At 73.4% G+C, this 15,354-nt stretch carries 11 protein-coding genes; all 11 read right to left on the reverse strand.

Annotation, left to right across the window (positions count from 1 at the left end):
• Positions 1-57 precede the first annotated feature (57 nt).
• On the reverse strand, positions 58-1,098 hold the full coding sequence (locus tag ACUXPL_RS05100; protein ID WP_454182330.1) for a RecX family transcriptional regulator: 1,041 nt from the start codon (positions 1,096-1,098) through the stop codon (positions 58-60).
• Complete coding sequence (gene recA, locus ACUXPL_RS05105; RefSeq protein WP_180537184.1) at positions 1,095-2,159, reverse strand: recombinase RecA; 1,065 nt, start codon at positions 2,157-2,159, stop codon at positions 1,095-1,097. Before recA ends, ACUXPL_RS05100 begins: the two co-directional genes overlap by 4 nt.
• Before the next feature lie 215 nt (positions 2,160-2,374).
• Complete coding sequence (locus tag ACUXPL_RS05110) at positions 2,375-4,177, reverse strand: DUF6270 domain-containing protein (protein ID WP_454182332.1); 1,803 nt, start codon at positions 4,175-4,177, stop codon at positions 2,375-2,377.
• Positions 4,174-7,458 carry a glycosyltransferase family protein gene (locus ACUXPL_RS05115; RefSeq protein ID WP_454182334.1) on the reverse strand — a complete coding sequence of 1,095 codons (3,285 nt, stop codon included), beginning with the start codon at positions 7,456-7,458 and terminating at the stop codon, positions 4,174-4,176. Before ACUXPL_RS05115 ends, ACUXPL_RS05110 begins: the two co-directional genes overlap by 4 nt.
• Positions 7,455-8,684 carry an FkbM family methyltransferase gene (locus ACUXPL_RS05120; protein WP_454182336.1) on the reverse strand — a complete coding sequence of 410 codons (1,230 nt, stop codon included), beginning with the start codon at positions 8,682-8,684 and terminating at the stop codon, positions 7,455-7,457. The genes ACUXPL_RS05115 and ACUXPL_RS05120 overlap by 4 nt, the downstream gene beginning before the upstream one ends.
• A gap of 162 nt (positions 8,685-8,846) precedes the next feature.
• Positions 8,847-9,065: a DUF3046 domain-containing protein gene (locus ACUXPL_RS05125; protein WP_454182338.1), complete on the reverse strand. Its 219-nt coding sequence runs from the start codon at positions 9,063-9,065 to the stop codon at positions 8,847-8,849.
• Positions 9,066-9,163: 98 nt separating this feature from the next.
• Complete coding sequence (locus tag ACUXPL_RS05130; protein WP_036315027.1) at positions 9,164-9,565, reverse strand: helix-turn-helix domain-containing protein; 402 nt, start codon at positions 9,563-9,565, stop codon at positions 9,164-9,166.
• A gap of 107 nt (positions 9,566-9,672) precedes the next feature.
• Positions 9,673-10,956, reverse strand: coding sequence for a hypothetical protein (locus tag ACUXPL_RS05135; protein WP_454182339.1), 1,284 nt, complete (start codon positions 10,954-10,956; stop codon positions 9,673-9,675).
• A gap of 81 nt (positions 10,957-11,037) precedes the next feature.
• Positions 11,038-11,559 (reverse strand): CinA family protein, encoded by a 522-nt coding sequence (locus tag ACUXPL_RS05140; protein WP_454182341.1) that lies wholly within the window; start codon positions 11,557-11,559, stop codon positions 11,038-11,040.
• 10 nt (positions 11,560-11,569) lie between these two features.
• The gene (locus ACUXPL_RS05145; RefSeq protein ID WP_454182427.1) at positions 11,570-12,184 is read right to left on the reverse strand and encodes a CDP-alcohol phosphatidyltransferase family protein; all 615 of its coding nucleotides are present in this window, start codon (positions 12,182-12,184) and stop codon (positions 11,570-11,572) included.
• Complete coding sequence (locus ACUXPL_RS05150; protein ID WP_454182343.1) at positions 12,181-15,330, reverse strand: DNA translocase FtsK 4TM domain-containing protein; 3,150 nt, start codon at positions 15,328-15,330, stop codon at positions 12,181-12,183. Before ACUXPL_RS05150 ends, ACUXPL_RS05145 begins: the two co-directional genes overlap by 4 nt.
• Between the last annotated feature and the right edge of the window lie 24 nt (positions 15,331-15,354).

Raw genomic sequence — 15,354 nt, forward strand, 5'->3', positions numbered from 1 at the left:
ATCGGCCAGGCGGCGCCTCGCCGTCCGTCGACCCGGTCTTGCCGGAGGAACACCTCGTCATCCCTGCTCCTGAAGTGCCTCCCGGACGACTGCGAAAGCGAGCCCTCCTCCATACCCCTTGCGCCCCAGCATGCCGACGAGGCGCCGGGTCACCTTGTCCCGCTCTGCGCGCGCGTCCGGTCCGTTGCCGGCGGGGACCCGGCGGCCGCGCAGGCGGCGGCGGACGAGCTCGAGGGCGGCGGCACGCTCGTCCTCCCCGTCGATGGCCTCGAGTGCCTCGGCCGCGACGTCCCGGTCCACACCCTTCTGCCGCAGCTCGTGGCCGATGGCCCGCCGGGCCAGTCCCTTGGACCGGTGGCGGCTGCGGACCCAGACCTCGGCGAAGGCGACGTCGTCCACGAGCCGGACCTCCTCGAACCGGTCCAGGACCCGGGCGATGAGCTCGGGCTCGGCCTTGCGCTCGGTGAGCTTGGCCTCGAGCTGGCCGCGGGACCGCGGCCCCAGGGCGAGCTGCCGCAGGACGACCTCGCGGGCGGCCTCCTCCCGCTCCTGCGGGTCGGCCGGCAGGGGCGCGGGCCCCGGGCGACGGCGCGGCCGGGCCTCATCAGGGGTGGACGCGGCATCCGCGGCGGACGGCCGGGCATTCCGACGGCGCACACGCCTCGGCCCGGACGGGGCACCGCCCCCGTCACGCTCGGGTCGTGCGTCCGTCGACCACGGCAGCACGCGCGCGGCGGCGCCGGGCGAGGGGCTGGGCAGGTCGCTCGCACGGCCCAGGAGCGAGCCCAGGTCCGGAGCCTCGGCCTCGGCCCGCGCTGGGACAGGACCGGACGGCGCTGACGCAGGGGCGTTCCCCGCCGCGGCGAGGCTCCGATCGACCGGGTTATCCGGTGGGACCGCGGGCGACGCCGTGCCCGCGTTCCTCTCCTCGACCGGCCCGTCGGCCTCGGGCACACCCGCCAGCTCGAGCCACATCCGGGCGGCGTCGGTGTCGCGCGCGTCGTCGAAAGCAGACGCGCCGGAGGCGGCGCCGCTCCGCCCGGTCCTCTCGGACCGGCGGGCGGCGCCGCCTCCGGCGTCCTTGCGGGCTCGGGTCATCCGGCCGCGGTGTCACCCGGGACTGCGGTCAGGGCGGGGCCCTCGTCCGCCTCGGCCTCCGGGTCCACGCCGATGCCGAGCTTCGTGAGGATGCGCTCCTCGATCTCCTGGGCGAGGTCCGGGTTGTCCTTGAGGAACCGGCGGGCGTTCTCCTTGCCCTGGCCCAGCTGGTCTCCGTCATAGGTGAACCAGGCGCCGGACTTCTTCACGATGCCCTCCTCGACGCCCATGTCGATCAAGCCGCCCTCGCGGGAGATGCCCACGCCGTAGAGGATGTCGAACTCGGCCTGCTTGAAGGGCGGGGCCATCTTGTTCTTCACGATCTTCACGCGGGTGCGGTTGCCGACGGGGTTGCCGGCCTCCTTGAGCGTCTCGATGCGGCGAACGTCGATGCGCACCGACGCGTAGAACTTCAGCGCCTTGCCGCCCGTGGTGGTCTCCGGGGAGCCGAAGAACACGCCGATCTTCTCGCGCAGCTGGTTGATGAAGATGGCCGTGGTCTTGGTCTGGTGCAGCCGGCCGGTGATCTTGCGCAGCGCCTGCGACATCAGGCGGGCCTGCAGGCCCACGTGGGAGTCGCCCATCTCGCCCTCGATCTCGGCGCGCGGCGTGAGCGCGGCCACGGAGTCGATCACGACGATGTCCAGGGTGCCGGAGGAGACCAGCATGTCCATGATCTCCAGGGCCTGCTCGCCGGTGTCCGGCTGGCTGACGAGGAGCGCGTCCGTGTCCACGCCGAGCTTGCGCGCGTACACCGGGTCGAGCGCGTGCTCGGCGTCGATGAACGCGGCGATGCCGCCGTTGCGCTGCGCGTTGGCCACCGCGTGCAGGGCCAGCGTGGTCTTGCCCGAGGACTCCGGGCCGTAGATCTCCACGACGCGGCCGCGGGGCAGGCCGCCGATGCCCAGCGCCACGTCCAGGGCCACCGAGCCCGTGGGGATGACCTCCACCGGCGTCTGCGTCTGATCGCCCAGCCGCATGACGGAGCCCTTGCCGAACTGCTTGTCGATCTGCGCGAGGGCTGCCTCGAGGGCCTTCTCGCGATCCGGAGTCTTGCTCATCCTTCACCCCTAGCTCTGGTGGCGGTGCGGCGGGCGGCTGCGCGCCCGTCTTCGGTCATGTGCGTGAACCTACGGGGAGCGGCGGACACGTTAAGCGCCCCCGATCCGCCTGTGGACGAGATCACCCCGTCGCACTGCTGTGCAGGACTCTACCGCACGGATCGAACATGTGTTCGATCTCCGGCGAGTCGCGCGCGCCCGGCAGCCTCCGGGCCTCAGGATGTCGATGGCTCGAGCCGACGCGCACGCCGGTCGAATCGGACCGAGCCCACGGCCCGGCCTCGCCCGTCCCACATGTCCAGGCGCCAGGACCCGTCATCGCCGAGCGGCTGCACGATCAGGGGCGGCACGGCGTCCTCCACCGTCGCCTCCGTCAGCCCGTCTGCCTCGATCGAGAAGTCCGCTCCGGCTGCCCGGCCGTCCGACAGCTCGGCGAGGTCCCAGTCGACGCGCACCCGACCGTCGTCGGTTCCCCGCACGGCGAGACCGGCGCTCGCGCCCTCGGCCGGCCCCGGCTCGTCTACGACCGGCGCCTCCGTAGGCTCCGGGCCCGTCCTCTCCTCAGGGGAGGACCGCGCCTCCGGCACCGCTCCGGGGGCGTGCGCGACTGCTGCCGGCGGACCGGACGCCAGGCGCCGCTGGAGGGCGGAGAGCACCGCCCTCGGGCGGCCGCCCCGGCGCAGTGCGTCGAGGACGAGCAGGAGCACCGCCGGAGGGATGTCATCCTCGCCGCCGGGCCACCGCAGCACGAGGGCTGCGTGGCCGTCCCCCACCCCGTACAGCAGGGGGCCGGGCCCCGCCCCGGGGGTCCGCTGGACGACCGGCATCAGAGTCGACTGGAGCCGAGGGTCCTCCGAACCCTGGAGGACCAGCGCACGCCGTCCCGCGACGAGGGAGTCGACGCGCTCTGTGCTCGCGCCGTCGCCCTCCTCGTCCTGCGGCTCGGGACCGGCATCCGGGTTCCACGCGAGCGCGGACGCCGCGTCTCCGAGCCGGCCGGCCAGCCGCAGCGCCTCGTATCCGGCGCCTCCGCCGCCCACGAGGAGCAGATCGCGGCCGGTCGCCTCGGACAGCTCGGCGAGCTCGGCCGCCGCCTCCGACACGGCCGTCTGGCCGCCGCGCACCGTCAGCGAGAACCACGGCACGGCCCTCTGCGTGAGCCACCCCTGCGCGGCCACGACCGCACGGGGCGCCGCCCCGTCCTCGTGGTGCAGACCGTCGAGGAGGACGACGAGGGATCGATCCTCCTCTGCCCGGGAGAGGTCACCGTGGAGGACGAGGCCGCCCGGGCGCCCGGCGACGCCCCCCGAGGTGGACTCCACCGCCGTGAGCACGCGACGTGCCAGCTCTGCGGCCGAGTCCGGACTCAGGGCCAGCGGATCAGCGCTCCCCTCGCCCGATGCGGCGGCGTGCGCCGCCGCTGGCGGAAGGGCCACGACCCGTCGCCAGGGCAGGTCTTCCTGCATGCGCCCGTACACCCGTGCGAGAAACCGGTTGGCCCGGCGTCGCTCGGCGGCGCCCGCCAGAACGTCCCCCGCTTCGTCCTGGGTCGGCAGCAGCACTCGATGGAGGATGAGCCGGTCGCGCAGGCCGACCGATTCGAACACCACCAGTGCGCGTTCCCACCCGGCCTCCCAGAGGGCGAAGTGACGGTCCGATCCGAACGGAACCCTCTCCCCTGCGACCTTGCCGAGCCTTCCCAGCTCGGGAGACGCGGTCACCACCGCGCCGGAGGGGAGGACGACGAGCGGCCATCTCTCCTCCAGCGCGTCCAGCACGACGACGTCCGGTTGCGAGACCACGACGTCCGCGAGGAGGGTGCGGCCCAGGTCGCGGGTCAGCGTCGTGCGTGCAGGGGTCGGCACCGATGCGAGGTCGACCTCCGCCACGGGAGGAGTGCCGCATCCGGCCAGGGACACGCGGGACAGGAATCCGGCCGTCGACGTCACGAAGTCCGGGTGCCTCGACAACGCGTTGAAGGTCAGCCGACTGCCGAGCACGGTGGTGCGCAGAGTCATGAGGCGGTCCTCCCGAACGAGGCCGCCATCTCCTCGGCGACCACGTGGTCCGCCCCGGACTGCGCCCGCACCCGCTCCGCGGCGGCGCGGGACATCCCCAGGTAGCGCTCCGGGTCCCGGTGCAGCGCCCGCAGCGCGTCGGCCAGGCCGTGGTGGTCCTCCGGCGGGGCGAGGAACGCGCACTCCTCGTCCACGAATTCCGGCACTGCGGCGACAGCGGATGTAATCGGCACCAGCCCAGAAGACATGGCCTCATCGCGACTCACGCCCTGAGTGTCGCTCCGGGTGGGCACAAGCAGTACGCCGTGGCGCGCGTGCTCGGCCGCGATCTCGGCGTGGGTCAGGAAGCCGCGGCGCACCGTCACGTTGGGCAGATCACGCAGCGGCGCGACCGTCTCCTCGAAGAGCGGCCCGTCCCCGAGGAACGTGAACTCGAGCTCGTCGAACCACGGCTCGGCCGTGAGATCGAGGACGGCCGCCACGGCCAGGTCGTTCGCGTACACCCGGGAATGGTACGGCCGGATCGAGAGGATGCGCAGACGGTCCTCGGCCGTCTTCTCCCGGTAGCGGAAGACGTCCGCGTCGATGGGGTTGTGGATGATGCTCCAGCGGTGGTCGGGCAGCCGCACGCCGACGTCCTCGAACACCGTCTCCGCGAACCACTGGGAGACGAAGACGAAGTGCATGTCCTCGGGGGAGGACTCGAAGATCTCCCGCCACATCGTCAGACGGGTCTCCGACAGGTCCTTGGCGGCCTCCAGCTCCTCCTCGGAGGTGTAGTTGAACCGCCGGCGCCACCAGGGCTGGATCTCGAACCCGTGGATCCACACGGTGGTGGGGGGCAGCGACGGAGCCGTCTTCAGCACGTCCCAGGTCTCCGGCAGGAGGCAGTGCACGGTGAGCGAGCGCGCCTCCCCCTTGGCGAGCGTGGCGGACAGGTCAGCCGGCCGCAGCACGGCCACGTCCACGTCCTCGAACTCCCGGAACTCCGGCTGATGAGCGGTCCCCAGGGTGACGGTCTCGAGTCGGCGCCCCGCCTCGAGGTAGCGACGCAGGCGGCTGTGCACGAACCCGTTGCGGTACAGGTTCCCGTAGGACGGGTAGATGTTCGTCACCAGCACGTCCGGGCTGCGCACCAACAGCGGGACGGGCGGCGCCACGAAGGGGCCGTTCACCACACGGTGGATCACCGCACTGCCGGACCCGCTCACCCGCAGTCCCCAGCGCATCGCCACGGCGTCGTCGGGAATGGTCACCTCCACGAACTGGCGCGCCGGGATCATCGCGTGGCCGATGCGTCCTCCCGCGGAGTCGAGCCAGTACGCGACCAGCATGACGTCGAGCCCGACCCCGACGTCCAGGTAGAGGGGCTCCGTGCGGCCGAGGAGCTCCGCGTCCAGCGGCCTGACGTGCGGGTTGATCCAGTACTGGTGACGGCCCGCCTCCATCCGCGATGTCAGCCGCGCCTCGCCGTCCTCCCACGTCATGGTGATGGCGTCGAAGGTCGTCATGCCCTCGAACAGCATGTCGAGGTCGAGGACGGGCAGGTCGTCGGAGGACTCCTCGAACACCAGCGCGTCGGCGTGGCGACGGATCTCGTCCAGTCCGAGCCCCTGGTCGAGGGGCAGCGCCGACACTGGCTCCAGGAGGGCGGCCGGGGCATGCGCCCCGCCCGCGCAGTACTCGAGCGCGGAGACGGCCAGGCCGGCAGGCGCCGTCGCCTCGGTGAGGACGCCGGACACTGCGGCCTCCGCCGCCGGGTCGAGGCGCACCAGCGACCGGTGCAGGGGCAGTCCGTCGCACGGGGTCCACGCGGTGCGCGGCTCGCGGCGCACCGGGGCGCCGCCGCCCTCCGGCACCGCGTAGTGCTCCCGGTGCCCGACGGCGTCCACGTCGGCCCACCGCAGGGTCAGCACGAGGTCCTCGAGGTAGTGCGGCCCGTACCAGTCCTGGGGCTCCAGGGTGCCGAGGGCGGTGCATCCGCGCGACCGCGCCAGCGCCGCAAGGCCGTCGGCGGACTGGACGGCGACCACGCGGTCGTCGTCCGCCGCGGCCTCGACGGCCGCCGCGTCCGCATCGTCCTCCACCAGGACGGCGAGCACCCAGTCGGTCCAGGACTGCCGCGTCCAGGACGCCAGGAGGCCGCGGACGGCCTCCTCATCGCGGCCCGGTGCATGCGGCACGATCAGCAGCGGGCGCTCGACCTCGGCCGGAGGCAGGGTGACCCCGGCGTGCTGGGCCACGAAGGAGAGCCGCTCGGCGTAGGTGTGCTCCCGCAGGACCTTGCGCAGCGCCATGGCGCGCATCCGCTCGTTGCCGTTGGAGTGGGCCTCGATCTGCTCGAGCCGACGTCGCATCTGCGTCCCCGAGTCCGTCGCCACCACGAGGTCGCCGAACATGAGCCGCAGCCCGCGGGAGAAGTTGCTGACCACCAGCGTGTTGGAGGCCAGGAGCTCGAACACCCGGCGGGCGAACATGGACTGGGACTGCTTCACGGAGTTCAGGTTGAGGTTGACCGTGTAGCCCTTGTAGGGGATGTCCAGCAGGTCCGGGGTCAGCGCGCCGCCCACGATGAACCGCTTGTACTCCTCCGGGAAGGCGTAGTCGGCGTTCCCCCGGCCCAGGTTGCGGTCGTAGATGTCGAACCGCCGGCCATCCGCGGAGAGCTGCGAGCTGAGCTCCCGCAGATCCGCCAGCCGCTCGGGGTAGCGGGCGTAGTAGGCGCCGGCGAAGGCGCACCCCTGCACCCGCTCGAAGGCCTCCACGGGATTGGAGTGGACCGGCTGGGCCGCGAACGGCAGGAAGTGCACGTTGCTGTGCCCGAGCTCGCGCTTGTAGCGCGGGACGCAGTCCAGGTCCGTGGTGAACACCGCGTCGAAGTGGCCCGCCGTGGTGAGGAACGTGTTGAAGTGCACCGGATCCTCCTTGTTCCAGAAGGCGGTGGGCACAGCCCTCTCACGGCACCACCGGAGGATGCCCTCCAGCTCGGGGCCGAACCGATGGACGGTGTTCCACCAGGTCTGGCGGTGCCCGCGCCACGCGGACTCCACGAGCAGCAGGTCCGGCTGCGCCGCCGTCAGCTCGGCGCGCCAGTACTCCATGGTCAGCGGCACCAGGTCCGCCTCGCCCTCGAAGGAGGTGAAGGAGAACTCGTCCAGGATGCAGGCCACGACGAGCTTCCCGGCCCGGCCGGTGCGTCTGCGGACCGGCACCGGATCCGTCTCACGGCGCCGCGACGGGACGTCCTCGGGAACCACAGGTGCGGGGATCCGGGGGCTCATGCCTGCCCACCCTTCTTGTCGGCGCGGATGATCGAGATGAGTCGGGGCACGGCGCGGCGCACGCCGGTCAGGCTCCGGGCCTCCCGCAGCGCCTTGCCCGCCTGGAAGGTGCGCGAGGACCGCACGTGACGCAGCGTGGCCCGCGTCTGCTGGACCGCCTGCAGGGCCGACTCCTTCTCCACCGCGAGGCGTTCCAGGGCGTCCTCCATCTCCTGCAGGCGTTCCTGCGCCGCCTCCCGCTCGGACTGGGCGTGCCGCTGGTTCCAGATGCGGTCCTCGGCCTCCGCCACGAACCCCCGGAGCACGCGGAAGTCCTCCCGGTTCCGGGCGACGAGCGCCTCCAGCTCCTCGACTCGACGGCGCGCCGCGTCCCGGTCCGCCTCCGCCTCCGCCAGGTCGGCTCGCATCTCCGCGCCCTCGCCGGGCTCACCGTCACCGGCCGGCAGCCGCTCCCGGAGGGCCAGCGCGGTCGAGCGCTCGGCGTACATGCGGCGCATGACCGCGTCCATCCCCGCCTCCTGCCGCCCGTCCGCGGATCGCGGGACGAAGAGGACGGTCGGCGAGGAGTTCTCCACGTCGGCCACGCGGTAGCCCAGGGGGCGGAGCCGCTCGACCGCCGCCTCGTAGGCGGGCTCGTCGAGGCACTCGATCCACAGCAGGGGCTGGCTGCGCCGGAGCGTGCGGCGGGCGCCGTCGAGCACGTGCGCCTCGAATCCCTCGACGTCCACCTTGAGCATCGCGACGAGGCGCGAGCCGACGATCTCGTCCACGGTGCGCACCGGCACCCGGTCGCCCTCGGCCTCCGGAGACCGGTCGATCGACCGCGTCCCGAGGTTGGCCGGGTCCCCCTCGCGCAGGACGGCCTCGCCCTCGCCGGCGCCTGCCGCGCAGGCGTGCACCTCCACGGCGTCCTCGACGCCGTTGAGCGCAGCGGAGCGGCGGACGGCGTCGGCGAGCCGTGCATCTGGCTCCACGGCGATCACCCGAGCCCCCACCGTGCAGGCGAGGAACAGGGTGTGGTTGCCCACGTTGGCCCCCACGTCGACGACCACGTCACCCGGCGAGAGCGCCTCCGCCATCTTCTCCAGCATCGCGGACTCGTACACCGTCCCCTCCAGCACCATCCCCTGGATGTAGTCCTCACCCGCATCGGGAACGATCACACTGTACTCTGAGCCGCGCGCCAGCAGGCGTGCGACCGGTTCATCCGAACCGGGCGTGGGCATAGGGCCTCCTCGAGGGGTGGGACGAGACATGGGTCCTCGCGCTGTCGAGAGGACGCGCGACGTGGGTCCTTCACGCGCGGCGCGCGCCGAAATCCACAGGTCACTGTAGCCGCCGCCACCGCCGGGCAGGCGCCGCGGCCTCCCCGGCGCGCCCCGGCGCCCTCACCGCTTCGGCGGCACGTACCGACCGAGACGCCGCTCCTGCGGGATCTCATGCAGGTCGCAGACCGCCAGCCACACCCGCCGCGGGTCCACGCCGGCGGCGAGCGCCGCCGTCGCGGTGGTGTCCAGGCCGGGCAGGTGCAGGGAGTCGGCCACGAGGCCGGCCCGGGCGGGGCCGAACTCCTCGTCCATCAGCCGGCGGAACTCGCTCTCGCGCACGGGAGGTCCTCTCTGTGGTCGGTCGCGGGGTCAGGGACGGGGACGCAGACGGCGCGGGCGCCCCGAGACGGGGCGCCCGCGCCGTGGGGGTGGCGGGGTCAGCGGCCGGCCAGCGAGCCCAGGCTCGGGTCCGTGAGATCGTCCGGCAGGGTGTCCGGGACGACCATGCCCTCCTGCTCCACGAGCCGGTCCGAGACCTCCCGCAGCAGGTAGGACAGCGGGATGTCCAGCGCCTGGCAGATCGAGGCCAGCAGCTCGGAGGAGGCCTCCTTCTGGCCGCGCTCCACCTCTGACAGGTAGCCGAGCGAGACACGGGCGTCGTGCGAGACCTCGCGCAGGGTGCGGCCCTGGAGCTGCCGGACGTCGCGCAGGACGTCGCCGATCTCGTGGCGGAGGAGGGGCATGCTGCGCTCCTTGATGTCGGGGGCGGCCGCGCGGGGACGGGGCTGGTCATCGACCCAGCGCGTGATTCCGTGGGAATGGACGGGATGTCGCATCATGTCTATCGCCTGCTCCTGGACTTTTCCTGAAGGGTGCCGGGCCGCGGGCCTGATCCCGCGAGGCACTCTTCTTGACTCGTTACATTCAACGTCGGGCGGGGTCGCGTTCATTCCCGGGGCACGGCCTCCCCCGCCGTCGGGCCCTCGGCGGCCCCGTCGCCCTCGTGCCGCTCCGAGCGCCGATGCCGTTCCCGCAGGGAGTAGGTGGCGTTCCGGATGCGGTCGGAGTCGTCCAGGCTCGAGCCGACGGCTCCGGCCATCGTGCCCATCGACGCCGCGAGCCACACGAGCCGGACGTAGTCGCCCACGCCGCTGGGCTGCTCGAGCTCCTCCCCCAGATACTCCACGGGGATGATCATGAGCGCGACCAGCAGCAGCGTCACGAAGAGCAGCACGTAGACGACGGTGCAGGCCAGGCCCACGGTGAGCACGGTGGAGAGGTTGTCCAGCCGCGAGCTGTGCCGGTGGGCCGCACCATGCGTCCACAGACCGTTCGTGGTGACCAGCCACGCCACCAGCAGCACCACGGACAGCACGCTGACCGCCGCGAGCCGCCCCGGGGACATCACGCTGGAGAGCACCCAGATGGAGCCGAAGAACACGCCGTAGGCACCGGCCGCGCTGGCCGACGCGATCGTGAACGTCATGTCCCGCGGCATGAGCAGCGGCCGGTTGGCCATCACCATCCCGGCCAGCAGACGCAGCGTGCCCGTCCAGCCCTTCACGTACACCGTGGACGTGCGCCGGGACCCGCCGCCCATCCCGGTGGTCGTGGCCACGTCCGCGTCGACGTCGCCCAGCGGGGCGATGCCCCGCAGGGCGTCCGTGTCGGGCTCGGGGGGCTCGTCCGCCGGGGGCCGGCCGCCGTCCTCCTCCACCTCGCCGGACTCGTCCGAGGACTGCACGTCCAGCTCCCCGTCCGGCGGGTCCACGTGCGGGGCGGTGTCGATGTGCTCGACGATCCGCAGCACCGTCTCCCGCAGCCGGCGGGCCGGGGTGATGACCCCCAGCGCCGGGACGCACACGACGCCGACCCGCAGCTGCGGCACGACGTCCGCCACCACGCCGCGCCGGTCGTCGAACCGGGGCAGGTCGACGACGGCGACCACCGTGTCCCATCCCTGACCGTCCGCGAGGGAGCGGACCGGCTCCTCCAGGACCATGCCCCCGGTCGCACCGACCGGCAGCGACTCCTGACGTGTCTCGACCCGCCAGCCGCCGGGCTGCGGCAGGCGTTCGTCGAGCCGGTCCTCGACGTCCCCGGCGATGCGGCGCACGAGCGCCCACGGGGTGCCCGGGTCGGCCACGAGGCCGATGACGCGGGGGCCCGGGGCGTCGTCGCCGTCCTGCGGTGCACGCTCGGGCGGGGTGGGAGGCGATGCGGTCTCCATCGCGCCGAACCTACGCGGCGGGGCGGGCCGGCACCAGGGACGGGGCGCCGAGGCGGGTCGGTCGAAGCCCCCCGTGCCGCCTCAGTGGCCGCGGCCGGCGAGCAGGCGCGTCAGGGCCTGCAGCGCCGCGGCGACGGTGGCCTCCCGGATCGCGGCCCGGTCGCCGTCGAGCCGGAGGAGGACCGCGGTGGCCGCGCCGTCGCGCTCGCCGCCGACCACGTCCAGCCCGCTCGCGTCCGCGTCGGGCACGGCCAGGCCGAGCCACACGGTGCCCACCGGCTGGCCCTGGTGGGGCTCGGGCCCGGCGACGCCCGTGGTGGCCACGCCGACGTCGGCGCCCAGGGCCGCGCGGGCGCCGAGGGCCATCCGCCGGGCCACGTCCGCGTCCACCGCCCCGACCCGCGCGAGCAGGTCCTCGGGCACGCCCAGCAGGCCGGTCTTCACGGCGTTCTGGTAGGCCACCACGCCGCCGTGCAGCACCGCCGAGGCCCCGGGGACGTCGGCCAGGCGCGCGGCCAGCAGGCCGGCGGTGAGGGACTCCCCCGTCGCCACCGTGAGGCCCGCCTCCGCGAGCGCGTGCACCACGTCCCGGGCCGCCGCCATGGTCATCGCCTCAGGCCCCCCGCTGGGCGGCGAGGGCATCCCGCCGCAGGACCCACGCGTCCTTCACGTACTCCAGGCCGGTCAGCACCGTCAGCACGGTGGCGGCCCCGATGACCACCCAGCCGGCCCACGGCCACCAGCCGCCCACGAGCGGGGCCAGGGGCAGGAGCAGCAGGCCGATGCCCACGGTCTGCAGCACGGTCTTGAGCTTGCCGCCACGGCCGGCCGGCATCACTCCGTAACGGATCACCACGAAGCGCATCAGGGTGATGCCCCATTCGCGCACCAGGATCACGATGGTCACCCACCACCACAGCTCCCCCAGCAGGGAGAACAGCACGAGGGCCGTGCCCGTGAGCAGCTTGTCCGCGATGGGGTCCGCGATCTTGCCGAAGTCGGTGATCAGCCCGCGGGCGCGGGCGATGTCCCCGTCGAGCTTGTCGGTGTACATGGCCGCCGCGAACAGCGCCAGCGCGAGCCAGCGGGCGACGGGCGAGTCGCCGCCCCACGGCCCGCCGCCCCACAGCGCCCAGGCGAAGAAGGGCACCATCAGGATGCGCACCGAGGTCAGGATGTTCGGCAGGTTCCAGGCGGACACGCGCTGCGCCCCGCCCGCCGTGCTCATCTGCCCGTCAGCTGCCACGCGTCCTCCGATCCCTCGTCGTCCTCATCGTTCCAGTCCACGGCGGCCGGGCGCGATTCCAGGTCCTCCTGCACCAGGTCGCGCGGACCGGCCGACGCCGAGGCGTCGCCGTCGCCGGATGCGGCCGAGGGCGGGGTGTCTCCGGAGATGGTGGCGAGCACGTCCGCGAGGTCGTCGGGCTTGACCAGCACGTCGCGGGCCTTGGAGCCCTCGGAGGGGCCCACGACGCCGCGGGACTCCATGAGATCCATGAGGCGGCCGGCCTTCGCGAAGCCCACCCGCAGCTTGCGCTGCAGCATGGACGTGGAGCCGAACTGCGTGGTGACCACGAGTTCGACGGCCTGCAGGAGCAGGTCCAGATCGTCGCCGATGTCCTCGTCGATGACCTTCTCGGTCTTCTCGGGGATCACGTCCTCGCGGTACTGGACCTGCATCTGCGACTTCACGTGCTCCACGACGGCGTGGATCTCGGACTCGTTGACCCACGCCCCCTGCACGCGCATGGGCTTGGACTTGCCCATCGGCAGGAACAGGGCGTCGCCCTGGCCGAGCAGCTTCTCCGCGCCGGGCTGGTCCAGGACCACGCGCGAGTCCGTGACCGACGACGTCGCGAACGCCATACGCGAGGGCACGTTGGCCTTGATCAGGCCCGTGACCACGTCCACGGACGGCCGCTGCGTGGCGAGCACGAGGTGGATGCCTGCCGCACGGGCCAGCTGGGTGATGCGCACGATCGCGTCCTCGACGTCGCGCGGGGCGACCATCATCAGGTCCGCGAGCTCGTCCACGATGACCAGCAGGTACGGGTACGGGCGCAGCACGCGCTTGGAGTCCGGCGGCAGCTTCACCTGGCCGGCCCGGACGGCCTTGTTGAAGTCGTCCACGTGCTTGTAGCCGAACGCCGCGAGGTCGTCGTAGCGGGTGTCCATCTCCTTGACGACCCACTGCAGCGCCTCGGCCGCCTTCTTCGGGCTCGTGATGATCGGGGTGACCAGGTGGGGCACGCCCTCGTACGCGGTGAGCTCGACGCGCTTGGGGTCCACCATCACCATGCGCACCTCGTCCGGGGTGGAGCGCATGAGGATCGAGGTGATCATCGAGTTCACGAACGAGGACTTGCCGGCGCCGGTGGCGCCCGCCACGAGCATGTGGGGCATCTTCGCGAGGTTGGCCACCACGTAGCCGCCCTCCACGTCCTTGCCGACGCCCATCACCATCGGGTGGTCGGTCCGCTGGGCCGCTTGCGAGCGCAGGACGTCGCCGAGGGCCACGACCTCCTTGTCCGTGTTGGGGATCTCGATGCCGATCGCGCGCTTGCCCGGGATGGGGCTGAGGATCCGTACGTCCGAGGAGGCCACCGCGTACGCGATGTTCTTCTCCAGCGCCGTCACCTTCTCCACCTTGGTGCCGGGGGCGACCTCGACCTCGTAGCGCGTCACCGTCGGCCCGCGGGAGAACCCGGTGACCTGGGCGTCCACCTTGAACTCGGTGAACGTGGTGGTCAGCGCGGCGACGACCCGGTCGTTGGCCTCGGAGCGCTCCTTCGGCTGGGGGCCGGCCGGGAGCAGGGCCGACTGCGGCAGCGTGTAGGACACGTCCCCGCCCAGCTCGGACTGGGTGCCGCGGGCCGGCTCGGCGGTCACCGGCGGCACCGGCGCGGGGGTGCGGGCGGGCACGGCGGAGGACGACGACGGCGCGGCGGCCCCGGAGCCCTGACCCGGGGCGTCGTCCAGGGCGAACGGGGTGTCCTCCCCCGCGTCCTCCTCCGGGGCTCCGGCGGCCGGGGCGGCGGCCTCACGCTGGGCGCGGGCGTGCTCGCGGACCTGCTCGAGGGCACGGTCCGCGGCCGTCGGCCGGCGCACTCCGGCGGGCGGCTGCGGCTCGGCGTCCGCGTCCTCGGGCGCGTCGTCCTCGTCCACCCACGGGTCGAAGTCGTCCGAGGCGTCCCGGTCCGTGTCCCGCGGGTCGCGCGCGTCCGCGGCGGCCTGCTCGGCGTCGAACACGCCCTGCTCCCCGCGGGCGGCCCGCCGGGGGGCGGGCCGGGGCAGGACCTGGGTGGTCTCCGCCTCGGGGGCGGCGTGGGAGCCGGCCTCGGCCTCGTGGATCACCGGGGAGTCGTAGGCGGTGCTGGCGGTGCGCTCCGGGGCGGGGTCGGCGGCCTGCTCCTCGCGTGCCCGGCGCCCGCCGAACAGGCGCGCGAACAGGCCGGGGCGGGAGGCTTCTGCGGCGTGGGCGCCGGCGGCCGGGCCGTCCAGGTAGGACTGGTCGTGGTCCGGGTGGGTGCGCCCGGTCTCCGCGTCCACGGAGAGCGGGGTGGCGAGGTCCTCGGCCTCACGGCGCACCTCACGGGCCCGGCGCCGTTCGGCGCGGCGGGCGGCCCGCTGCTCGGAGGCGCCCTCGGGGTCCTGGCCCGTGAGCCAGTCGTAGCCGCCCGCGATCCGCTGCGGGATCGCGCCGACGGGCGTCGCGGTGAGCACGAGCACCGAGAAGAAGGCCAGCAGGATCATGAGGACCCAGACGGGCACGGGTGTCAGCAGGGAGGCCAGCGGCGCCGTCGCCAGGTAGCCGACCATGCCCCCGGCGCCGAGCATGTCCTCGAAGGCCTCGGCGGCCGAGGGCACGCCGCCCACGAGGTGGGCGATGCCGGAGCCCGCGACGGTGGCCATGAGCAGGCCGATGATGATGCGTCCGTTGGCGCGATGGTCTGTGGCGTGGCGGAAGCAGCGCACGGCCACGACGAGCAGGGCGACCGGCACCAGGAGGGCGAACCACCCGACGGTGCCGCCCACCACCCCGTGCACCACGCGGCCGACGGCGGTGCCGCGCAGGCCCCACCACTCCACGGCCGCGATCAGCGCGGCGAGCAGCAGCAGGAGCAGGCCGGTGCCGTCACGGCGTTCCTCGCGGTCGATGCGCACGTCCGGGCCGAGCTTGCGGAAGCCCGCGCCGACCGGTGTGGCCAACCCCATCCACAGGGTGTGCAGGGCGCGCAGGGGCGCGGCGGGCCGGTCGGCCTCGGGGACGGTCGCGGTCGACCCCTTCCGTCCGGAGCCTCGGCGTCCGGCGGAGCCGGAGCGGGACGTGGCGGAGGAGGACGACGAACGCGTGGGGGAAGTACGGGTCGCCATGCCCACCAAACTACCGCGAACCGC

The sequence above is a fragment of the Micrococcus sp. 140720015-1 genome (assembly GCF_053627595.1).